The 21,587-nt window shown below is 60.6% G+C and carries 21 protein-coding genes; 9 read left to right on the top strand and 12 right to left on the bottom strand.

What is annotated here, in order from left to right:
- Window positions 1–17: 17 nt before the first annotated feature.
- Window positions 18–914, top strand: coding sequence for an SDR family oxidoreductase (locus tag RG2_RS01300; RefSeq protein ID WP_033231606.1), 897 nt, complete (start codon window positions 18–20; stop codon window positions 912–914).
- 507 nt (window positions 915–1,421) lie between these two features.
- Here RG2_RS01300 and RG2_RS01295 read toward each other — a convergent pair.
- Window positions 1,422–2,420: a GlxA family transcriptional regulator gene (locus RG2_RS01295; protein ID WP_051730261.1), complete on the bottom strand. Its 999-nt coding sequence runs from the start codon at window positions 2,418–2,420 to the stop codon at window positions 1,422–1,424.
- 146 nt (window positions 2,421–2,566) lie between these two features.
- On the opposite strand from RG2_RS01295, the gene RG2_RS01290 reads away from it, so the two are divergent.
- Window positions 2,567–3,202, top strand: a complete 636-nt coding sequence (locus RG2_RS01290; protein ID WP_033231608.1) for a cysteine hydrolase family protein — start codon at window positions 2,567–2,569, stop codon at window positions 3,200–3,202.
- Window positions 3,203–3,349: 147 nt separating this feature from the next.
- Here the strand turns inward: RG2_RS01290 and RG2_RS01285 are convergent, their stop codons facing one another.
- Entirely contained in the window at window positions 3,350–4,570 is a 1,221-nt protein-coding gene (locus RG2_RS01285; protein ID WP_133637937.1) for a DUF6461 domain-containing protein, read from the bottom strand.
- A gap of 96 nt (window positions 4,571–4,666) precedes the next feature.
- Here RG2_RS01285 and RG2_RS01280 point away from each other — a divergent pair, with 96 nt between their 5' ends.
- Window positions 4,667–5,170 carry a hypothetical protein gene (locus RG2_RS01280; protein ID WP_033231610.1) on the top strand — a complete coding sequence of 168 codons (504 nt, stop codon included), beginning with the start codon at window positions 4,667–4,669 and terminating at the stop codon, window positions 5,168–5,170.
- Window positions 5,171–5,294: 124 nt separating this feature from the next.
- Here RG2_RS01280 and RG2_RS01275 read toward each other — a convergent pair whose 3' ends face one another.
- From RG2_RS01275 to RG2_RS01250, 3 genes are all read right to left on the bottom strand, one after another.
- The gene (locus RG2_RS01275) at window positions 5,295–6,197 is read right to left on the bottom strand and encodes a peptidoglycan DD-metalloendopeptidase family protein (protein WP_230589997.1); all 903 of its coding nucleotides are present in this window, start codon (window positions 6,195–6,197) and stop codon (window positions 5,295–5,297) included.
- 1,462 nt (window positions 6,198–7,659) lie between these two features.
- Window positions 7,660–8,091 (bottom strand): MerR family transcriptional regulator, encoded by a 432-nt coding sequence (locus tag RG2_RS01265; RefSeq protein WP_371851288.1) that lies wholly within the window; start codon window positions 8,089–8,091, stop codon window positions 7,660–7,662.
- Window positions 8,092–9,019: 928 nt separating this feature from the next.
- A complete protein-coding gene (locus RG2_RS01250) occupies window positions 9,020–9,214 on the bottom strand; it encodes a CsbD family protein (RefSeq protein ID WP_033231811.1) in 195 nt (64 codons plus the stop codon).
- Between the two features lie 364 nt (window positions 9,215–9,578).
- Here RG2_RS01250 and RG2_RS01245 point away from each other — a divergent pair, with 364 nt between their 5' ends.
- Entirely contained in the window at window positions 9,579–9,785 is a 207-nt protein-coding gene (locus RG2_RS01245) for a hypothetical protein (RefSeq protein ID WP_033231614.1), read from the top strand.
- A gap of 280 nt (window positions 9,786–10,065) precedes the next feature.
- Here the strand turns inward: RG2_RS01245 and RG2_RS01240 are convergent, their stop codons facing one another.
- The 4 genes from RG2_RS01240 to RG2_RS01225 form a co-directional block, all read right to left on the bottom strand.
- On the bottom strand, window positions 10,066–10,257 hold the full coding sequence (locus RG2_RS01240) for a hypothetical protein (RefSeq protein WP_033231615.1): 192 nt from the start codon (window positions 10,255–10,257) through the stop codon (window positions 10,066–10,068).
- A gap of 205 nt (window positions 10,258–10,462) precedes the next feature.
- The gene (locus tag RG2_RS01235) at window positions 10,463–10,915 is read right to left on the bottom strand and encodes an SPW repeat protein (RefSeq protein WP_174557321.1); all 453 of its coding nucleotides are present in this window, start codon (window positions 10,913–10,915) and stop codon (window positions 10,463–10,465) included.
- Window positions 10,916–11,240: 325 nt separating this feature from the next.
- Complete coding sequence (locus RG2_RS01230; RefSeq protein ID WP_033231617.1) at window positions 11,241–12,938, bottom strand: 3-ketosteroid-delta-1-dehydrogenase; 1,698 nt, start codon at window positions 12,936–12,938, stop codon at window positions 11,241–11,243.
- Window positions 12,939–13,081: 143 nt separating this feature from the next.
- Entirely contained in the window at window positions 13,082–14,518 is a 1,437-nt protein-coding gene (locus RG2_RS01225) for an MFS transporter (protein ID WP_095886958.1), read from the bottom strand.
- Window positions 14,519–14,781: 263 nt separating this feature from the next.
- On the opposite strand from RG2_RS01225, the gene RG2_RS01220 reads away from it, so the two are divergent.
- Window positions 14,782–15,036 carry a hypothetical protein gene (locus RG2_RS01220; RefSeq protein WP_116538712.1) on the top strand — a complete coding sequence of 85 codons (255 nt, stop codon included), beginning with the start codon at window positions 14,782–14,784 and terminating at the stop codon, window positions 15,034–15,036.
- 62 nt (window positions 15,037–15,098) lie between these two features.
- Here RG2_RS01220 and RG2_RS32150 read toward each other — a convergent pair whose 3' ends face one another.
- Window positions 15,099–16,181 (bottom strand): ABC1 kinase family protein, encoded by a 1,083-nt coding sequence (locus RG2_RS32150; RefSeq protein ID WP_255285220.1) that lies wholly within the window; start codon window positions 16,179–16,181, stop codon window positions 15,099–15,101.
- Window positions 16,069–17,058 carry an AarF/UbiB family protein gene (locus RG2_RS32145; RefSeq protein ID WP_255285209.1) on the bottom strand — a complete coding sequence of 330 codons (990 nt, stop codon included), beginning with the start codon at window positions 17,056–17,058 and terminating at the stop codon, window positions 16,069–16,071. Before RG2_RS32145 ends, RG2_RS32150 begins: the two co-directional genes overlap by 113 nt.
- 167 nt (window positions 17,059–17,225) lie before the next feature.
- Between RG2_RS32145 and RG2_RS01210 the strand changes: the two genes are divergently transcribed.
- Window positions 17,226–17,684 carry a hypothetical protein gene (locus RG2_RS01210; protein WP_033231619.1) on the top strand — a complete coding sequence of 153 codons (459 nt, stop codon included), beginning with the start codon at window positions 17,226–17,228 and terminating at the stop codon, window positions 17,682–17,684.
- 33 nt (window positions 17,685–17,717) lie between these two features.
- On the opposite strand, the gene RG2_RS01205 is transcribed toward RG2_RS01210, so the two are convergent.
- Window positions 17,718–18,626: a hypothetical protein gene (locus RG2_RS01205; RefSeq protein ID WP_033231813.1), complete on the bottom strand. Its 909-nt coding sequence runs from the start codon at window positions 18,624–18,626 to the stop codon at window positions 17,718–17,720.
- A 354-nt stretch (window positions 18,627–18,980) separates the two neighbouring features.
- Here RG2_RS01205 and RG2_RS01200 point away from each other — a divergent pair, with 354 nt between their 5' ends.
- From RG2_RS01200 to RG2_RS01185, 3 genes are all read left to right on the top strand, one after another.
- Window positions 18,981–19,541 (top strand): hypothetical protein, encoded by a 561-nt coding sequence (locus RG2_RS01200; RefSeq protein ID WP_230589998.1) that lies wholly within the window; start codon window positions 18,981–18,983, stop codon window positions 19,539–19,541.
- Entirely contained in the window at window positions 19,538–20,734 is a 1,197-nt protein-coding gene (locus tag RG2_RS01195; RefSeq protein WP_033231620.1) for a PrsW family intramembrane metalloprotease, read from the top strand. Before RG2_RS01200 ends, RG2_RS01195 begins: the two co-directional genes overlap by 4 nt.
- Window positions 20,735–21,091: 357 nt before the next feature.
- Window positions 21,092–21,577, top strand: a complete 486-nt coding sequence (locus RG2_RS01185) for a nuclear transport factor 2 family protein (RefSeq protein WP_033231622.1) — start codon at window positions 21,092–21,094, stop codon at window positions 21,575–21,577.
- The last annotated feature ends 10 nt before the right edge of the window (window positions 21,578–21,587 follow it).

The following is a 21,587-nucleotide window of genomic DNA, read 5'->3' as shown; positions in this document are numbered from 1 at the left end:
GCACGCGGAGGTTCAACATGCCTGACCAGTACGCAATGCAGGATCCCACCACTCAATATCCCGCGCCGATACGCGACCGGCAACCGGAGATAACGCACCCCGGCCTCACGGCTGAGGTGGTCACTACCCCCGACCACGGCGAACACACCTACCGCGGTACCGGACGTCTCGAGGGGCGCCGCGCGATCATTACGGGATCAGATTCCGGAATCGGGCGAGCAGTAGCGATCGCCTTCGCTCGTGAAGGTGCAGATGTGGTGCTGAGTTATCTCGACGAGGAAGAAGCAGATGCGCGGGAAACAGCCCACTGGGTCGAGCGGGCGGGCCGGAAAGCGGTGGGAGTCCCAGGCGATCTCCGATCCGAAGAGCACTGCGCTGCACTTGTGGAGACTGCCGTCCGCGAACTCGGCGGCCTCGATATCCTGGTGAACAATGCGGCCTTTCAGATGGTGCAGCTCGGCGGGATCGCCGACATCACCACCGAACAATTCGATCGCGTGATGAAAACGAACCTCTACGCACTCTTCTGGCTTTGCAAAAATGCGATTGCCGTGATGAAGCCAGGATCAACGATCGTCAATACATCATCCATCCAAGGCGCCGCTCCCTCGCCTGAGCTCCTTGACTACGCCACCACCAAAGCCGGCATCATCGACTTCACGAAAGGACTGGCCGCCGACGTCGCCAAGAAAGGGATCAGAGTCAATGCCGTTGCTCCAGGGCCGATCTGGACCCCGTTGATTCCGGCGACGATGCCCAAGGAGAAGTTCGAGACATTCGGGGACGACGTACCGCTCGGGCGAGCCGGCCAGCCTGCCGAACTCGCACCGGCCTACGTGTTCCTCGCGTCCGGCGAATCCAGTTACACCACAGGTGAAGTCATCGGAGTTACCGGCGGTAAGCCACTTACCTGACGACCGCCGTCGTTCGCACTCACCTGCCCCCTCTAGTCCCCGCAACGATTCGGCTGCTTGTCGTGATTCGCTGTACGGCGCAGTTCGGCGGCCGATTCCTCGAGATCGGTGTGGCTGATCGACCGACCTATCCAGAGCCCCACTAATGCTCCCAGGACGATCCAAACTACGACAATTCCGACAATCCACCACATAGCTGGAAGTGTGCCACAACCAACCCGAGTTGAAGACCTTGGTCCCGCATATGGGCCGAAAGCGTTCAGACATTCGAGCGAGCGGACTGCAGGGAACGTAGGCCAGTGCGCAACTCAGGTGGTCCGCCGACCTCAGGTGTGAACATCTCGTCGGCGGACCAAACCGTAACCGCCCCACCGTGCCTGAACGTAAACGCAGAGTGGTCTAGTTCACATCCGAGCGATGCGCCGACAGCGCCTACCAGGAACTGAAACTGTTTTACCGGCGCAGTTCCAGCCTGTCCGTGACAGCTGTCGTAATTGACCGCGACAGTTACTCATTTCGCCTAGCCGACGTTGAGACTGCGTCGACACAACCATTGCCAGAGTGGTCGGCGAACTGCTTCCGGTACGAGGAAGGAGTGGTTGCGAACGCGGATACGAAGTTCTGCCGGAAGGTGACAGCGCTCCCGAACCCACACGCGCCTGCAATGGCATCGATACTCCAGTCTGTCGTCTCCAGGAGAACTCGAGCCTCACCCAGTCGTTGTTCTTGAACCCACCGTGCCGGCGTAGTCCCTGTGGCAAGACGAAACTGACGGATGAAGTTTCGCCGACTCATCCGCGCCTGACCCGCGAGGCGGTCGACGGAAAGCGGTTCGTCAAGCCGACCGAGCGCCCATTCCAGCACGTCTGCAACAGCTGTGTCGCCGGCAGATTCCGCAAGTGGTCTCTCGATGTACTGAGCCTGGCCACCCTCTCGATGCGGTGCAACAACAAGGTTTCGCGCCACGCGGGTGGCCGCTGCGGATCCGAGGTGTTTCCGCACAAGATGCAGGCACGCATCGACCGAGGACACCGTCCCGGCGGACGTCATCACGTCGCCATGATCGATGTAAAGCACCGATTCGTCCAAGCGGATGCTGGGGTGGCGTTCGGCAAGCGTGGGCATCATGTCCCAGTGTGTGACAGCCGAGCGACCGTCGAGGAGTCCTGCGTCAGCGAGAGCAAAAGCGCCGAGGCACAGCCCTACGATCGGCTTGCCGCGGGAGTGCGCTCGGGAAAGTTCGGCTCGCAAGAGCTTGCTGATCGGCGAAAGTGGTAGCGGCCATGAGGGAATGATCACGATGTCGGCCCAGTCGAGCGTCCGCAGTCCCGCTACCTCGCCGATCGAGTACCCCTCGGTGGTCCGAACCGCGCCCGCTCGGTCGGACCAAAGCCGGGTTTCCCAGCCGTGTGCAAGTCCGAGGCGACCCACCTCACCGAACACCATCATCGGTGCCGCAAGGTGAAACATCGTGACATCGTCAAACGCGTACACGGCGATTCGCATCGGCTCTCCCAGACGTGGCGCAAAATCATCGAAAGTATGCACCCGTGCCACTCACGGATGCATACAAACCTACCGAAGAATGGAACACGATCATCCGGATAGCCGATCCGGAACTGTATCCGAACTGCCATCAGGAGTGATGAACTGTGACTACACCCCGCCGTGCCCTTATTGTCGTCGACGTCCAGCAGGAGTACTTCGACGGGCCTCTGCAGATCCAGTACCCGCCGCGTGAAGAATCGCTGGCCAACATCCTCAGCGCGGTCAAGGTTGCCGGTGCCAACGACGTTCCCGTCGTCGTCGTTCAGCACCAGATGCCCGAAGGCGCCCCGGTCTTTGTCGAAGGGACACCCGGATGGTCACTTCACCCGGAACTCGAGGGGCATATCGACCCGGCGACCAAGCGAGTGCACAAGCAGTACGCGAGCATATTTGCCGGCACCGATGTAGCAGAATGGCTGCGCGCGAAAGACATCGACACCATCACGATCGTCGGCTATATGACCAACAACTGCGACCTCGGCACCGCAGTGGAGGCCGAGGCACTCGGGTTCTCCGCAGAGATTCTTTCCGACGCCACCGGGGCGATCCATTTGGCAAACGAGGCGGGACAGGTTTCGGCCCAGTCACTGCACGAGACACTCATGGTTCTTCTGCAATCGAACTTCGCAGCGGTCACGACGACAACCGAGTGGGCCGACGCCGTAGATTCCGGGACGAGTCTACCCAAGAGCAATCTTGTGGTCTCGGCGATCCAAGGGCGCGAGTCCGTGACAAGCTGACATCCCAATAGCACAGGGCGACAATCGGATCGGTTTTCCGACTCCGCACCGGTGCCGACCGACACCAGGTCGGCACCGGTTCAGTTGTTGATTGCTCGCCAGACACGGTATACGTCCCTCGCCCTCCATGCTCGCCAACATATGCTGTCACGGACCGGTGAAAAAGCCGTCGCCCATGTCGATCCCGGTTTCCAGCTCCGATATCTCGTGGGTGCACGTTTTATTTTTCCACCGCAACGGAATTCCGGTTTCCTCGTCGAACGCAACAGTGGAATCAAGACCTGCCCAGTCCGGCGGCATCTCGAACTCCCACGCGCGCCGCCCATTGACCTCTACTGCCCGGCCGGCCGTATCTGGCGGAAGAAGGTCGGCGAATCTAGCGTCCGGCCAAGTCCTGTGTATCTGGAGAAGTTGCGTGATGTGAATATCGAGACTGTAACCACCACTTCGCACTTCGAGCACACCGTCGGTGCGGAACCATGTCTGCTTCTGCCGGTTCTGCAGAAAGAGCACTCCTTCGTCGTCAGCCAGACGGATACAGGTGCGAGGTTTGAACCAGAATTCGAGTTCCGCGCTGGGGCGACCGCCAGGAGGCCTCTCCTTGAACATCATTCCGTGCAGCGGAATCCGCTCCGCAGCCTTGTAGTGTCGCGCTACCTCGCGCCACTGCGAGGGTGGGTTCTGTGTCGGGGCAGCGCGACGATCCACCTGGAGGGTCCTCCCCTCGCCGGGTACAACTGCGACCGTAAATGGTCCTGCCTCAAACAATTCGGCGGTTACAGCCACACCGGTGATCCGCTCGGCCAAAGCAAAAGCGCCTTCCATGGCATGCTCGCCCGGTTCGTTGAGCGCATCGTCGTCGATTCCGATTCCACCGACTTCCCAGATCAGATCCACGACTCGCTCGTCCCCGATCACCGGGCCGGATCCAAACAGTTCGAACGCGGCCACACGTTCGCAGTTCGACCACCAGATGAACTGACTGTCGGCATTGACGCTGAGAGAGTGCGCTACCACCTCGCGATCGGGTAGCAGCGGCCGCATCAGCGCTTCGGTGACAGCGAAGGACCCGCCGTTGAGCTGGATCAACAACGTGTCATCGCCGTCTATCGCTGCAACCGCGATCACATGCAGACTGCCAAGTCCGCTTGCGACGGCCTGATCCGCGAGGTCTAGCTCCACCTCGCCGACCTCGGCAACGCCAACTGCCTCCAAGTGCACGTCCGAGTCCGAGTGCGAACTCGCGGCACCAAGAAGACTCAATACCTCTGCCGGAGAGCGACCGGGGATGACAGCAGCGCAGTATCCGAAGGCGAATCGCTTGTCCAGGTACGGCTGAAGCCATAAATAGTCGTGATAGGTAGGCACAGTCACACGCTGCCACAACGCCCGTCAAACGACGTACGGTTTCGGCAACGTCACCAACCCGGGGCAGGCCTGAAGGGAGAAGGAATAATCCCCCGCATGAATTGGAATTACAGGCCCACAGAAACCGGGTGGTTCGTCAAAGTTGCCGAAGAGGACTCGACAATAACGATATTCGACCCCGCGGGGATCCTGCGTGGCGAGTTGTTTCCGACCCCTGTCGACGGGATCGATCGCGACACGCTGACGCTCCGCAAAGGCCATCCTGCCGTACTCCGCTTGCCCGACGGCACGATCGGCACATTCCTCGATCAGAAGCCAAAGGCGATGCGCCGGAGAAACAAACGATGTGAAGTCGCGATCGCAGACCGGACGTATCTCTTCGCACACACATCAGGCCGAAAGGCAACGGCGCTGCGTGACGGAATCCCTTTGGCGCGCATGGAACGTGGACGCTGGTCCCGCAGAAACACCATCACCCGAAAATCGCTCGCGGTAGTGGACGCTCTCGACGAGTGCGTACTGACGATTTTCGAAAAAGTCGTGACACCCGGGCGCACGGGTGCATTTGATCAAGTGATCTCTGATTTCAGCAATATCTGAACTGCGTTTCGCCGCCGAGCACGACAGCAGCCGGGCCGTAATGTACGGCCCGGCTGCAGCACTCACGCGCATCAACTTGAACTCTGAATTCGCCTAGCTGCTGAACCAGATGGACGCGATGGACTTACAGGTTGATTACGTCACCAACGAAGATCTGGTCAGGATCAACGATCTGTGGGTTCATGTCCCAGACCGCCTGCCAGGTGAGGCCTCGCTCTGCACCGATCTCGAACAAAGTATCGCCGGCTGCAACAACCACCGATTCGCCCGATACGGGAGCCTCTACCTCCGGAATGCTTTCTACCGGTGCGGGTTCGGATACCTCAGACTCGACAACCGGAGCCGGATCCGCAGCAGGCACGGGTTCCGGTGCAGGCGCGAGTTCCGGTGCAGGCGCGAGTTCCGGTGCAGGCGCGAGTTCCGGTGCAGGCGCGGCCGCGAGTTCCGGTTCCGGTTCTGGTGCGGGTGCAGGCGCAAGTTCAGGTTCGGGTGCAGGTGCAGGTGCACTGCTCACGCCAGTTTCACACGCGCCGACCGAACTCAGGAAGGACATGGGATCGACGGCCCCGCCACTGTGAATGCGGAGATGCAAGTGTGGCCCGGTGGAGCTACCGGTGTTGCCCGTTGCGCCGATCTGGTCGCCGACCGCAACGCGCTGTCCGACACCGACCCACGTTTCGGAGAGGTGACCCATCTGGATCTGCTCACCCGAATCTGCTTCCAACTGGATGTACGTGCCGTATCCACCCGGATCGTTCGGTCCGGCAACAGAGATCGTGCCCGACGTAGGCGCATGGAGCACCGTGCCGACGTTAACGGCGAAGTCGACGCCGTCGTGCCCTCCGTGGTAGCCCTGCGAGAGCGAGCCATTTACCGGCCACTCCCAGTTACAGCTCGCCGACCAGCTTTGTGCACCGGCCATACCGGAATTCACTACTGCCCCGGCGCCCACGAGAGAGCCCACTCCTGCAGTTACGGCGATGAAACGAATTGTGGTGGAGGTCTTGCGTTTGTTGTGCTTACTCATATTTTCCTTGACTGATGTGGTCGGAGCAGGTGCATGCAGGCGGCACTCAGTGCGTGCTGAGCCGCGTGGCTTTCAGCACCAACCCCGTTGGGATGACTTTTGGAGACACGCCATGGCGAGAAGTGCACTTAGGACTCTCACGACCACGGACGCATGGGTATCAAGCGAACGTCCAACTGTTGCGCCGTGAAACCGCGCGGGAGGACGGTCGGTCCGAGACACTCGCTATCTGCTGGCGACAGCCCTGACCGAACTTGGATCCAGAGCGAAACGGCATTGGACCCGATCCTGCGTCGGGGGCTTCGAAGCTACATCACCAAACCGATAGCTCTTCGAAGACTGCTCAACGGCGGGCGGGTGTCTACCCAAGTTGTCGGGAATCAGGGGGTGAAACATGCAGATCCTTGCGTTGCGGACGGAAGCACTCCATACGATGCCGCTTCCAGAAGCTGCGTGCGACGGCTGAATTACCCAGGCGCATACCTGACTTGGTGATTTCGACCCGACCGGTCGATATCGCGACTCAACGATCGCTCACGACCTCGAACTGAGCACGATTTCTAGGCAGATCCGTGCGATCGGAATACGCAATGCCGGGAGGCCTTTACCACTGCTCCAGCTCACCGTGATACCAATCCGATAACGAAAGCTCCATCAGCTGGGCTCGTTCATAACAGAATCCAAATCTGATGCGTGCCAATTCAATTCGGATGACACCGGGCAGCGACGCCGCGACATAGATGCTACTCGCGGCGAGCAACGCGTTCTGCTCCAAAGACTGCACCCTCGGAAGGCTCGGCGAGTGCCCCGAGTTCGGAAGTCAAGCGAAGACGCCGATTAAAACCCGCTGTTTGGTTTCGTTGCTGATTCAGCGAGGCAAGGGGGTACCTACCCGTACCGGTTGAATTACCTGTTTCGGTACCCGTTTTCAGCTGCGTCGATGCGCGTCACACTGCTGCGTGAGAACCAGAGCGGACAATCGGGTTTTTCTCGAATAATGCCGTCAACTGCACTTATCTCTTTCGACTGGGATGCCGACGCGACGGTTCACGAGCGGTCTCCCCCTAAATGTCGTCTGCTACGCGGCGAACGCTGGACCATGCCCGCGATCGCTTACTCCTGCCCGCATCTGTCGATTCCCAGAACTTCACGCCACCAGGACTCGCGTTCGTCGGATTCCGTCCAAACAACTGGATCCATGTCACTCCTATTATTCAACCCACCTTCCCCACTGTTACCCATCCCACAATTCCTGAAACCCTGCACCAACGTGACGGAATGCGTGGATGAACGTCAGAGGACGGGGACGAAGGACGAATCGACGGCAGCGCAACGCTCCCGACCTCGACACAAAAGCTGTAGCAGAGTGGGCGTGAACACATCCACGTGAGCGACCGGCAACGACGGCACGGCCAGATCTGGGACATCGCCGCGAGCTGACCGGCGGCAGTCCGGCGCGGTGTTATTCGGGCGCGGTGCCGGTGTCGTTCTCGGTGTGCCGGGCTTGCTGGAGTTCGGCATTGATACGACGCGCTTCGGCAAGTTGATCTTCGAGGATGATGATGCGGCACGCCGAGTCCAGAGCAGTGCCATTGGCGACAAGCTCGTGAGCGCGCGCAGCGATCCGGAGTTGGTAGCGAGAGTAACGGCGATGCCCTCCCTCGGACCGTTGCGGAGCGAGGAGCTTAGCGGCGTCGAGACTGCGTAGGAAAGCTTGCCTGACACCGAGGATATCTGCGGCCTGGCCCATGCTGTAGGCCGGATAGTCCTCGTCGTCGAACTTGTCGGACAGCGCACTGTCAGGGAGCTCAGCCGGAATGAGTGGCCTCTTTCTGTTAACGGACGGGACCCCCGGCGCCGTAGAGGCCGCCGGGGGTCGGGGTTGAACTTCCATTACACAACTGCACTCTTTCGAGCTCCCGGACCCAAACATGCTGTCCGGTAGCCGCTCTCAAGGGGCTGCCGAGGTCGTACACACTGACAACACAACCAACGGCCTCGACGCGACCCTGCCCTGCGGTACCGCTTGCGGGTAGTTCATTTCTCCCGCACTTCTTGGTTCTTTCTTCCTTGCAAGAGAAAACTTACAACGACTTGAACCAAATGTCTACCCTCGTCGCTACAGAAATTTTCCAGTGGCGTCTGGAACAATGCTCCTATGCGAAATACCCCGAAATCCGACTCCTTGCTCCGCGCCCAGTTGGACAGGGAGGAGTTCGAAGCGTCTCAGGAGGGTCTCGACCGTGACGTATCGAGGTCGGATGAGGACTTCACGGGGCCAGGATCGCGAAGTCGCGGTACTACGGTGCGTACCGCACGGGCGGATCTGTCGACGCATGCGCGCGGGGTGGAGAACATGAACGAGGCCTTGCACCCACGACAGGATTGATGTCCGGTATCGCTCTGCGGCAGGGGTGTTGGCATCGGCGATCACCTCCGCCCATGGATCTCGAACATCACCCTTTATCCAGCGGCGCGAACCGCCGCGACCAACCCCGTAACAATGAGTGCCAGCAAGAGAACGACGAGCAGCACTGGCCCGAGGATGAGCGCAAGGACAAGCAGGACGATGAGAGTGACTTTCGTTTTTGCGCTCAGTCCGCGCCGCAACGGATGTGTATCTCTCCGTTGCGCATGTCGCGTTTGTCGCGAGACCGCACCGCTGAACGAGGAGGTGCGTCTCGTGTTGCACTGGTAGCGATTCGGCTGCTCGTATTCTGTTGTCCACTCATACTTTTCGCCCACTCACAGGTACTCGCACCAGTCGCCTCACCTTCGCACCACTGATGTACCCCGGTAGCAAACTTCGAAAGAGGGGTGGGTCAATGTTTGAAGGCGTCCCTGAACTTTCGTCCCGCCTGTTTGAGCTTGTCGCCGGTCTGTTTTGCCTGGCCTTTGGCCTGTTCAGACCTTCCCTCGGCCTCCATCTTTTCGTTTCCCAAGCTCTTGCCGACGGTCTTCTTGATGACCCCCTCGGCGGTTTCTGCCTTGTGCCTGATTCTCTTCACGATGCTCATGGCGGTTCCTTCTTCTCGATGATCGTCGGTCGAACGGGTTTCGCCAGGCGCCTCCGCCGGAACGTACATGAAGACGATGATCATGTTGGCCTCCCGGCCAGAGAGTAATGCCCAGTCAACGCGGCATTCCGTTGCGCGTCAACACCGTAGATCGAAGCAATGAACCGAGAACGGTGGGCCATAGGTGAGAAGCTCGCGACACGAGCGAATGACGACGGCCCGACCACTCGAAGGTGCGCGCTTACATACGCGATTGGGTTGACTTCGCGGCGAGATCGCGTCCAATCCAGTTGGCTGACAAAAGAACCTGCGGCGACAGTGCGTCCAGGTCCGGAAAAGCGGAGACTGGAGACAGGAGGTCATCATGCGTGTGCTCCGTGGTTTGTTCGACGCGCTGCTAGGGATCGTCATGGCTGTGCTCGGCACAGTGCTCGGAATCCTTGCGACCGTGGTGTGGCTTGTCGGTGCCGTACTGTGCGTGACGGTGATTCTGATTCCTCTGGGGATCCCCGTCATCAGGCTCGGTCGCCGACTCTTCACTCTTGCGAGGCAGCTGATGCACCTTCCATAGGCTTGCCCACACGATTTCCACAAATTGTGTTCATCCTGTGCGATCCCGGCGATCATCACCGAATCATCTCGGAAACAGGGAACCACCGCATTAAGTTGTCGGGTTCAGAGGGGCGTGGAAAATCGAGAAAGGGTCTGGATTCATGCCTACTCCCACGTCCGTCGATGTCGACGGCACATTACCAGCGACCGCGAGACCAAACTACCCACCAATCAGACTGTGCACCAATAATATCCGACTTCCGGGGTGCAATGTACGGTCGTTCATCGCTATGGACAGCTCATGCCCGACTGAACAGCTCGATGCCCGACGCCAAGGCCGGCGAGAAGGTCAGATGGGCACTCGCGACGCCTGCCTGAACATCACATCCGGCCACCACATCGGTATACGTGCTTGCCCGATCAACAGCAACGGCCCCTTGGCATTTCGACGTGTCGCTTGCCTCAACGCCCAGAGAGATCAGTTCCGACACCTGGACGACCTACACCCGTACTCCCTTCGATCCTGCGCTCCCGGCTCGGGTGACGACCATTACCCGAGCCGGCAACGTCAGTGATACGGACATTCCGAGCCTGTGGTGGGTGTGCGAAATCGACCCGAACCCGTGTTCGTCGTTCAACCAATCAACGACACCGCACTTCGTGACTTTCGCCCTGGCGAAATACCCGTGTCGGTAGTCACTGCGGTTTCGGTTCGCGTCGCGCAAGACCGCGCCCCATTCCCAGTGCAGCTGTGGCGAGACCTAGAACGCAGACAAGCGCTCCCACAACCACATTGGACCAGATCATGGAAGTGCTGGTATCGACACCCGCAACGATCCAAGGCGAGACGATCAGCCAAATCCCGAGTAACGGTGCAACGAATGTCATGCCGTGGGTGCGGCCGTAAGCGGATCCGAAAGCCACCGCAAGCAACCCGATCGCAGCACCACAGATCAAGTTAGTGACACTGAGGTTGGTTTGAGCGGTGAAACCGATGATCCACGCGGACGCCGCTGCGTACAGTCCGGACAACAACATCAGCCCTTCGACAACTTGGGCGGTTGGTTGTTCGGCGGCCTGATCGTAGCGCTCGCGCAGTGCAATGATGTCAGGGTGAGTGTGCATCGGTGCGTGGGTAGATGATGACATGTGATTCATCTCCTCGACCGGAGCGGAGGGCAAAGGTTGCCCTTCCGATCCGTATGTATGTATGGCAGGGGTACAGACGCTTTCCGATTCGGTCGTCACCGGATTGCCTGGCGAATTCGAGCATTGTCGGTGCCGCCGAAATCGGTGAGTGCACTGGACCACCACATACGTACCCAATCGGGCGTCTGCCAAGCAACAATCGAATCAAATAATCGAGAAGATGACGGTGCTCGGAGCCTTGCATGCCGAACGGGAGACCAGGGCACGTTCCGGCGTCGGAAACGTGCGCTGATCTCCCGTTCGGTGGTTCTATTGCTTGGTTGAACTACCGCTTCGCTGCGTGATGCGCTGCGATGTAGCCGTAAACCAGTCCCTGGCCGATCGTCGCGCCCGCGCCCGGGTAGGAGTGGCCGAACGCATTCGCAGCGGTGTTGCCGATCGCGTACAGCCCGTCGATGGAGCTGCCGTCCTCGCGGAGGACTCGGGCGTGGTCGTCGGCGCGCACGCCGCCGCACGTGCCGAGGTCACTCAATGTCATCTTCACCGCGTAGAGAGCGTTCTTGTCGAGCGGCCTCAGGTTCGGGTTCGGGGACACTGTCGGGTCGCCGTAGTACCGGTCGTATGCGCTTCCGCCGCGGCCGAATTCGCCGTCACTACCGGCTGCTGCGGCATCGTTGAACTTCTGGAACGCCTCAGCGAACGCATCTTCGGGCAGACCGGCCTTACGGGCGAGTTCGGTCGGGCTGCTCGCCTGATGCGCGATACCCTCCTCGAAGAACGACGGCGGAAGGGGCTGGCGCGGGAAGATGCCGCCGGCGAACACGTAGCTGTTGCGGTACTCCTGGTCGAAGACGATCCACATGGATTCTGCGGGGTCGCCCGCCTTCTCCCGGTCGAGCACACACTGACCGAACGTCATGTAGTCGGTGGCCTCGTTGACGAAGCGTCGACCGGTGTGGTCGACGATGAACGAGCCAGGCAGCGCACGCTCGGCGAGCATCACCATCGGTGGTCGTCCCTTGATGCTCGCGACCGCCGGGAACCACCACGACTGGTCCATCAAGCCGATGTCTGCGCCCAGTTCCTGCGCGACCTCGATAGCCTCGCCGGTGTTGCCCTCGGCGCCGAGGCTCTCGTGCTCACCGAGGCTCTCCGACTGGTACTTGTGGCGCCACTCCATGTTGTGATCGAAGCCGCCGGCGGCCAGCACGACACCGCGCCGGGCCGTCACAGTCACCTCACGTCCGTCTTGCACGACTACTGCACCGGTTACGCGGTCACCTTCGGTGATCAGCCGAACCAACGACGTTTCCGTCCACACCGGAATACCTGCCTGGACCACACCGGCAAACAGACCGGCGGCCAGCGCCTGACCGCCCGCAATGTATTCACGCTTGAGGACGTACTTACCGAAAACGCCCTGCGACAAGCGGCGGATGATGCGCGGGAAAGCCTTGGTGGGCTTCTTCGCCATCAGGTTCATCCACTTGTAGTCCGCACCGGTCACCGGCATCGGCAGTCCGGCTTCCATCAACCCGGGGCGCAGACGGCCGCGTTCCTCTCCCAGCACCGAAGCGTCGAACGGCTGGCACTCGCAGGTGCGGCCTGCAGCGCTACCGCCCGGCAGTTCGGGGTGGTAGTCGGAGTATTCCTTGGCCCAGAAGAACTTCATGGGCGTCGTGCGGGAGAGCATGTCGATCGTGGCGCCACCATGGTCGACAAATGCCTCGCCACGTTCGGCTGGTGCCGTATCACCGACCACCGCACGCACATACGTCTTCGCGCGCTCAACGGTGTCGCCCGCATTGGCAGCTGCAAGTACCGGGTTGGCAGGCATCCAGAACGCCCCACCGGACCGCGCCGTCGAACCGCCCACGTACTGCGTCTTCTCCACGATCAGCGTGGACAAGCCGAGCTCGTTTGCGGTGAGGGCGGCAGCCATGCCGGTACCGGACCCGATTACCAGCAGGTCGACTGTGATGTCGTCGGCCCGTGTCGCGGGGGGTGCCTGATTCTTAGCCATTGAACAAATCCCTTCACGTGGTTTATCGAGGTAGAACGCTAGGGCAGGCGCAGCGCGAGATGGTCCGGATGCCCAGTCAGCGGGATTTTTTACGCGGATTGTTGGCGCGTTGCGGCCGTCACAGCCGAATCACGACCTGCATGTCAGCGCTTTTCGTACCTGATCCCGAGAGCAAGAATGATCGTGACGACACACATAGCCACGAGCATCGCGCAGACAGCACCGAGCGCGGCAACCGTCGGTGTCGACGTTCCGGGAACCACGAGAGATGCGAGTAGAACTGTCGTAATCGACGTTCCGACGGCCATCGCTGCAGTTCGCACAACCGACTGACTACCGACGGTCTCGCTGGTGCTGTGTTCGGGAACGAATTCCACGAGGAGATTCGACAACGCCGTGTATGCAAAGGCCGTTGCGATCGAGACGACCACGATCAGCATTGTCATTCCGACCACTGAACCGTGGAACACGAGAAAACCGGAACATGCCCCGAGGAACAATGCGGTTCCGATCAGCAACGCGGTGCGTGCGCCGACCGACGCTGCCAATTTTCCGGCGAGCGGTGTGAACAACATGCCGACCATCGCGCCGATGAACGACAGGAGACCGGCGGTGGTGGGTGAAAGCCCGAGCCCGAACGGTGAGGTTTTCGGAGATTGCATGATGATCGGAATGAGCATGGTGACCACACCGATGGGACCGAGCCCGAGAGCGATCGTGCTGAGCATGGTCAAAGCGATGTTGCGTTCAGCAAGCAAGCGCAAGTTGACAATTGGGGATGCGCAGTTCAACTCCCACCTCACCCACCAAGCAAAGATGACGGCGCCGACGACCAGGAGGCTGAGTACCCGAAGATCGTCCCAGCCCCACGACTTTCCTTGCGTGAGCCCCAACAAGATGGACGCCACTGCGACGGCTAGCGCCACTGCCCCAGCGAAATCAACGGGCTGTCGATGGTAAGTCCGACGGCGCCACGGCAATACAACTTCGACCAAGATGATGCAGACGACGGCGTAGGCGGCAGTGACGACAAAGATGTACCGCCAATCGCCGAGGTCGATGATCACACCCGCAACGACCAGCGATGCCGCACCGGCGGCAATGGCAGATCCGGCGATCAGCGCAACAGCCATCGCAACCTTCTCCACGGGCAGATGTTCGCGGGCCAAACCGATGCACAGCGGCAGAATCGCCCCCGCGACGCCTTGGATGGCACGCCCGATAATGATGCCCTCGAGCGTTCCGACCGCCATGCTCACAATCGAGCCGACTGTGGCGAATGCCAGTACGACCATCAGCACGCGTTCGCGCCCGTACATATCTCCGAGCCTGCCGCATACTGCGGCAGAGGATGCCGCGACCAGCAGGAACGCGGTGACGGACCATCCCACAGCCGAAGCGTCGGCGTCGAAGATCTCGGCGAAAGTCGGCAGCGCCGCATACATCATCGAAGTCTCGAATGCGCTGATCACCTCGACCGTGATCAGCACGGTCAGTATGAGCCAAACCGGTCGGGACCGTTCGTATCGACGTTCGGCGTAGCCTGCCAGCGGCCTAGTTGGTCTCACCGTTGTCCGCATTCATGCTCCTCTTGGGTCGATATCGCTCGAAAACGGTAACAATGTGACTCTTGATACAACTTTTCCATTCCGATCAGTGAGACTGCCTCGAAGGTGTATACGTCTCGTGCGCGAACGTACCCATTCTGCAGCGGAACAACCGCTCGGATGTGTCGCAGAGTTCGGTCGGCGGCATTACCCGATCCCTTCGCGCTAGCACCGACCAGCACCGATGCTCACGCGTCGTAGGAGTCGTAGAGTCGCGGGCAGAGATCAAGGAGGCGATGACGTTGAGCGCACAGTTCGATGACGAGACGACGACCAATCCCGACAACGAGTCACAGTCGCATAATCCCGCTGACGAACATTCATCCGGCGAGGTAATCACGCCCACCAAACGTGACCGTGAACTGTCCGAATTGGTGGACGGTCTCGAAGAACGTATCGCCGCCGAGCGCGAGGCGGCGGCGGTGCCGGGCAATGCCGCCGAACGGAAAAACACGACACGGACCGATCCCGACGACAAGGCACCGGACTGACTTCGCCGCAACACATTCGCCCTGCGGGGAAATTGGGCAACGTTAACCCGGGAGGTGAGGTTTCACCGCCTGCCGTCGAGTGTGAACAAACGGAACACGGTCCGCATGCACAGAACGACTCCTACGAAGCCCAGTACCGCACTCACGAGTGCGTAGCCCGACAGCTGAGGTGTGAGTTGTGGTCCGCCAGGTACGAACAGCAGGATCGCCGCGACAATCAGCGCGGTAACTCCAGCCGCCATTCCCAGGGCGTTGTTCGCCGACCGTCGGAGCCATCGCCTGTCGTCGGGATGTGCGACAGAACGGGTGCGGAGAGTGAAACTTCCCGACGCGAGGGAGGTTGCGATCTGGTCGAGCTGACCAGGAAGACGCCTGGCTACCGCGGTTGTGACCGCCGTCGTCGACAGGATCGCCTGCGCGGCCGCAGTCGGACTGGCGACCTGGGTCAACAGTCGGGGAACTTCGGCGCGAACGGCAGCGACGAGGTCGATGTGCGGATCCAGGAGTCGGAGGGCGCGCTCCAATGACGCGAGTGAACGGAATGCGGCGGCGACGTCTCCCGGCACTCCTATTCGATGATCTCGAAGCACGGTGAACATTCGCGCGAACGATGCCATGGAAACATTGGGCTGAACACTGAGCAGGGTGATCTCGCGGCCCACCTGGTGTCGCAGCGCTCCGCGTTCCACATCGGCAGGTACGTCGAATGCCATCAACATCGCGTCGACGGTCGCCACCGGGTCTCCGGCCAGGGCAGCGTTCAGGAGTACGGCGAACAGTATCCGTGTCTCCCCGTCCAGCACGCCCACTGCGCCGAAGTCGAGGAGCCCGACCCGGCCGTCATCGAGGATCATGATGTTTCCGGGGTGCAGGTCCGCGTGGAACACCCCGTGGACAAAGATCCCGTCGAGCAGTGACGCAAGCAGTTCGGTGGCAATTCTGCTGCGGGTGTCGCGGTCGAGGCCGGTGAGCGCGGCCTCACCGTCGGAAAGCGGTGTGCCGTGAAGACGTTCCATCACGAGCACCCGTCCGCTACTGAGGTCGAGGTAGACGTGCGGAACGACGATATCCGGGCGGTTTGCCATGGTGGAGGCAATCGCGCCGGTATTCGCTGCCTCGGTACGGTAGTCGAGCTCTTCGAGCAGCGACGTGACGAGCCCGCCGGCGAGTCGGTGAAACGCCGATATCGCGTGCCCAGGGAAAACGGGTCTCCGCGAGGGATGAAACGCGAAGGAAGATATCGCAATCCACGCTCACTTGTGCGCTCGCATCGGGGCGTTGAACCTTCACCACGACGTCGACGCCTTCAGTGGTGCGCGCGGAATGTACCTGTGCGACAGAGGCAGCGGCGAATGGTTCCACTTCGAACGACGCGAACACCGCTTCGGGGACGTCGCCAAGTTCCGATGCCAGCAGCTCCGCAATGCGGTCGGGATCGGCCGGTCGCGCCGAACTTTGGAGTGTCGAGAGGGCGCGAGCGAGCTCGGGTGGTACCAGGTCGTCTCGTGTGCCGAGGATCTGTCCCAACTTGACGAAAGTGACACCGCATCGGCTGACGATCTCCACCAACGCGTTCCCGAACTGAGGTGCGGACGGTCCGGCGCGGAGAGCTGACCCGCCTCCCGCTCGCATGAAGATACTCATGATCTGGACGTACCGCTTCGTTCGGCGCCACGATTTTCGGCTGCGCCGCAGCGTTTCTGGCACACCGGGTACGGACCCCGTAGGAATGACAACTTCAAGGAAGACCAACGCAGCCAGGCACGCCGCGAAAACCCAGAGCGCGGCGACTCCGAAGAAGGTGAGTGCAATTCCCTCGCTCACCAGTAGTTGACCGTCCGGGCTCGCAATTCCGGCGAGCGTTGCGACGTAGCTCGCCAGCGAAACACCCACCGAGAGCGCTATCACCGAGACCACCAGTGTTCGCGGCCACCCGACTTTCGCCCCCAGCGTTCGTCGCATGGCGACCGCGAGTGCTGCGGCAAGAATCGGCGTCGCGATAATCCAGACGATCAAGTCCATGGCGGTAGCGTAGAGGTTCACCACCTGCGTTTCATCCGGGAAAACCCCGAGTCCACCAAGTTTGAATTAAGGTGCCGGTGGCGTCGATTCCACCCGCGCCAATACCGGAAGGCTCGGGTACCGAATCGATCGGCCTCACTGCGACACGGGCACTTTAAGCTGATCTCGTGACGACACACTCCGACTCCGCAATCGTTGACGAAACGCTCGGCACTTTTGTCCGCGGGCATCACATCTTGTCCGACGGCGTGCGATTGGACGACGACTACTTCAGCCTGACCCGCAACATCGACGGGCGGGACGTTGGATTCATCGCCCACTCCGTCGACTCCGACGCCGTACGCGGCATGCTCCCCCGCCTGCACCACGTCTTCGATCAACTCCAACGCCTCCATCACCAGGCCGTCGAAGCGGTCGTCTACGAGTTCAGCGAGGACCCTCCTTCCACGGAAGAACTCGACGACGCACTACGAGACCTGGCACTCGACGCAGTGGTGGTATTTCCCGACAACGAAGTCGTCCTTGATCTGGCAGATACGTGCGGTTCACACTTCATGGACGGATACTGGCCGGCGGTCCGATTCAACGGCGACGACAACGTCGTCAAGGTAACTGTCGAATCCTGAGGGCGACTCGGAACGTCGGAAAAAAGTTGGCGTTCACTCGAAATAGGACGCATAGTCGCTGAAAGAAACCTGGCCGGTAGGGCTCGACGTTATCGCGTCGGCAACCGCCGAAGGAATGGGAGCCCACTGGGCAGGCATCGCAGCCGCCAGGGAGGGCTTCAATATGTAGAGCAGCGCAAAGTTCACTATCCAGAGCGGCGGCGCCATCGACATACCGACCTCTGAACTCGCACCTCCCTTGGTGTTGGTCACCAGTTGCGCTGTGCCCGACATCTGTTGCGATGCAAAGCCATAGACCGCTTGCACTGTGTACGCCGACTGATAGAGCGCAACCAGGGTTTGTGTTGCGCCGTTGTTCCTCATCCATGTGCCCACAAATCCGCCTGGAGCGATCAAGGAGTTCACCTGCCTCGTCGGCGCGTCCGCGTTGGCCGGACTCTCCAGCAGCCCAATGGAATTCACGTACAGCCCGTAGCTGGCCAGAACCGACGACGTGACGTTGCCGTCGTTTGTGGAATAGAGGGGACGCCCGTTTGTATTGGTGAGGATCCGGGCGCATTCGTCGATAATCTCGGCGGCCTCGCGACTGCCGCCGACCCCACCGCCCGTGACGAGGTCGCGATACTGCTGCTCCGACAACGCATCCTCGCTGTCGAGCCCGATCTGAGCGGCAATCTCGTCCGCCGCTTGCTGACCGAGTGGCTGGTTGAGCTGATCCGGACTGGTCAGCTGCATCGGCGCCAGGTGTTCGTAGCCAGGTGCCCCGGAAAACGGGATCGCGAACCCGGTGTCGACGGTTCCTGCGGCCGGTTCGCTGCTGGCAGTCTGGGGAACTGCCAGAGAAACGAGGCAGGCTCCGACCAGTGCCAGCACCGAGACGCCCTTGCGGCGGGCTCGCACTCCGCATCGATGTCCCGAACTCGTCAAACCTATGCCATACATGCGGCGACCTCCCAGAACACTGTCGGGCGATTCAACACGAGCGCGCATCTCAGTCAAACGCCGTAACTGACGCTGTGTCAAGGACCACGTCGTCAAGGAGCACGTCGACTCACGCAAGATGCGCGATCGCATAACCCGGACTGCCCGCTGTGCCGCCGTTCTCGGTGGGCGGTAGGTGACGGCACGCACTCCGTTCCCGCCATTCGTCCCATTTCTGGGATAGTCAATACACATTCGGCACAATGGGAACGAGGAATTTTGAGCATTATCGGGAGTATCCCGTCGAAACACGAACACAGAACGCATCGACGACGGCCACCAGTCGATCACCGCTTCCTCGGGTTCGACACACGCGTGTTTCCGCACGCAGCCGCAATTCTGGCCGTGTGGCTGCTGTGGGTTGTGATCGTTCCGGCCATCGATTCCGCTGTGTCGTCGGAAGATCCGACAGTTGCCGGCGACCGCCTGGCTGTGACCGAGTCGGTGTCGTTCACTGTGCCCGCGGGCTGGAATATCGATAGCGGCTTCCTCATCGACCAACGCAGTGCGTCCGGTTCCGTGCCGAGGGTGGAATTGACCGGTGGCAGCGTGAGTTTCGTCGTCGACGCTGACGACTTCACCGGCACCGCCGACGAACTTCTCTCACAGGTCGACGCCGTAAGTCTTGCGACAAACGGAAGCTCTGTACTCGCCATCTCCAGCCCACCGCAGCCAGTCACCACCGATGGTGGCTTGACCGGCGTCCAGATTCGCTTCGATACGCCCCGCGCCGCGGGTTCGATGGCGACTTTTGTCGTCGGCGACAAGGGAATTCGGGTGCAAGTGGTCGGTCCGCCCGACCAGATTGCAAGTCACAGTCAAGAAATCGCCGATATGATCGCGTCATTCGGCACCACTGAGGGAGATACCAAGTGAGCGCCGACCTGCTCGAGACACGCTCCCAAGCACTAGAGGCGACGGCGTGGGGCGAGAAGTTCCGGTTTATCCAGCCGCGCAACGTCGTGTTCTGGATATACCTGTGGATGTGCGGCGTCGGCGTGGTCAAAGCCTGGCAGATGTTCGCGCCCTATTCGGGATACTTCGGGCAAGCACTCCTTGTCGCCGGCGTCGTCTCCGTCATCAGTGCTGCGGTGTGGACATGGTGGTTCCGGCACATCGACCGGTACGAACGCCAACCCGTGGGATTGGTACTCACCGGCTTCGTCTGGGGAGCCTCCGCGGCGACGTTCACCATCGCGATCTCCGGTAACTCCGCACTCGGTTCGCTCTACTCGAAGCTGTTCGGACAGGTTTGGGCGGAGGATTGGCAAGCCGGACTCTCGGCGCCGTTCGTGGAGGAAACCGCGAAAGGCATCGGCATTGTTGTCCTCCTCGCTCTTGCGCCGCGACTGGTCCGCACCGCAACCGACGGACTGCTACTCGGCGCGTTCATCGGCCTGGGATTTCAAACCAGCGAGGACTTCTTGTACTCGGTTGTCGGTGCGACACAAGGTTTCGGCGCGCACCAGACCGACGGGCTGATCGGTTCCATTGCGCTTCGCGCATACTCCGACATCGTTTCGCATCCTCTCTTCACCGCACTGTTCTGTGCCGGAGTCATTTATCTGATCGGCACCCCGGCACAACCTCGCAAAATCAGACGCGGGCTGGCGTTGATCGTGGCCCCGATTCTGATTCACGGCGTATGGGACTCGATGCTGGCACTCGCCGGCGGCAACTCATCCATCGTGTTGGTCGTCATGGTCGGCGACATCATCTTCGCCTTGACGGCATTGTGGATCGCATTTGTCTGGGCGCACCCACGCGAGTCCCATTTCGTCCGTGATGTTCTCGCTCCGGAAATCGAATCCGGAGTGTTGACCGACGACGAAGTTACTGCTGCCGGTGGGTGGCGACAACAGCGCGCTTACGTCAGAGCCGCACAGACCCGCCCCGAGCGACGCCAACGACGTCATATCGTTCGCGCTGCATTGGATCTGTGTGGGGACCTCGCTGTCAGCAAGGGTCTCGACAGTCCCGAAGTTGTCGAAGCACGCAACGAGATCACTCGCCTCCGACACGGAATTGCCGCAGGCTCGCAGTCCTCGGTGGGGACTAGCTCCGCGTAGGAACGGCGGGTTGTGCCGCAACAATCTGGGCGCCTGATCAATCACATTGATCAGGCGCCCAGCTCTATCCGCAGGCAGGACCACTCGTGGTTCTCAATGATGTTCCCTACCAAGTGAATAGCTCTGACGTACACCGAACTCGGCGGCTCGGTAATACCTTGTCCATTCACCGGGACGTAGAAAGACAAATACTTGTCGGGATAGACCATTGACTCCGACCCCGTCCCGGTCTCCGACATCGACCACACAGTCGAGCGCTGCCATTGCTACTGTCCGGACCGCAACATCGAATTCGCTGACACGCGTGCATGTACTACCCGAGGTCGGCCGCAACACTAACCACACCAAGGAGACCCGATGACCGATATCACCGCGCTGGTCCACTCACTCCTCGAACGAGTGCAAATACTCGAAGACGAGATTGCGATCCAGAAACTCGTGACGGCATACGGTCCCGCCGTCGACGCCGGAGAGGCGGACAAGGTCGGTGCGATGTGGACTGAGGATGCGGTGTACGACATCGATATTCGTACCCTGAACGGTCGCGCCGAGATCGCCGAGATGGTCCGCACCACACCACACCAGGACTACATCAACACCGGTTGCGGCCATATTCTCGCCCCGCTCAACATCGTCGTCGACGGAGACAAGGCTACTGCGACGGGCCATTCCCAATTGTTACGGCGCAACGAAGGCGAGGATTCCTTCCGCGTGTGGCGTGTCGCGGCGAACCGGTTCGATCTCGTCAAGACGGAGGGCGAGTGGAAGATCAAGCAGCGCACGACCCGGCTACTCGACGGAAGTTCTCCCGCACGCGACCTGCTTGCCCGAGCCGGCAACTGATCAAAATTCT

This window comes from Rhodococcus globerulus NBRC 14531 (genome assembly GCF_001894805.1).
Classification (GTDB): Bacteria; Actinomycetota; Actinomycetes; order Mycobacteriales; family Mycobacteriaceae; genus Rhodococcus_F; species Rhodococcus_F globerula.
This window is presented reverse-complemented; position numbering and strand designations above follow the sequence as displayed.

Coding starts and splice junctions, on each gene's coding strand:
- RG2_RS01300 (WP_033231606.1), top strand. CDS start 18: ATGCCTGACCAGTACGCAATGCAGGATCCCACCACTCAATATCCCGCG.
- RG2_RS01295 (WP_051730261.1), bottom strand. CDS start 2,420: ATGCGAATCGCCGTGTACGCGTTTGACGATGTCACGATGTTTCACCTT.
- RG2_RS01280 (WP_033231610.1), top strand. CDS start 4,667: ATGAATTGGAATTACAGGCCCACAGAAACCGGGTGGTTCGTCAAAGTT.
- RG2_RS01275 (WP_230589997.1), bottom strand. CDS start 6,197: ATGAGTAAGCACAACAAACGCAAGACCTCCACCACAATTCGTTTCATC.
- RG2_RS01265 (WP_371851288.1), bottom strand. CDS start 8,091: ATGGAAGTTCAACCCCGACCCCCGGCGGCCTCTACGGCGCCGGGGGTC.
- RG2_RS01250 (WP_033231811.1), bottom strand. CDS start 9,214: ATGAGCATCGTGAAGAGAATCAGGCACAAGGCAGAAACCGCCGAGGGG.
- RG2_RS01245 (WP_033231614.1), top strand. CDS start 9,579: ATGCGTGTGCTCCGTGGTTTGTTCGACGCGCTGCTAGGGATCGTCATG.
- RG2_RS01235 (WP_174557321.1), bottom strand. CDS start 10,915: ATGTCATCATCTACCCACGCACCGATGCACACTCACCCTGACATCATT.
- RG2_RS01230 (WP_033231617.1), bottom strand. CDS start 12,938: ATGGCTAAGAATCAGGCACCCCCCGCGACACGGGCCGACGACATCACA.
- RG2_RS01225 (WP_095886958.1), bottom strand. CDS start 14,518: ATGCGGACAACGGTGAGACCAACTAGGCCGCTGGCAGGCTACGCCGAA.
- RG2_RS01220 (WP_116538712.1), top strand. CDS start 14,782: ATGACGTTGAGCGCACAGTTCGATGACGAGACGACGACCAATCCCGAC.
- RG2_RS32145 (WP_255285209.1), bottom strand. CDS start 17,058: ATGGACTTGATCGTCTGGATTATCGCGACGCCGATTCTTGCCGCAGCA.
- RG2_RS01205 (WP_033231813.1), bottom strand. CDS start 18,626: ATGTATGGCATAGGTTTGACGAGTTCGGGACATCGATGCGGAGTGCGA.
- RG2_RS01185 (WP_033231622.1), top strand. CDS start 21,092: ATGACCGATATCACCGCGCTGGTCCACTCACTCCTCGAACGAGTGCAA.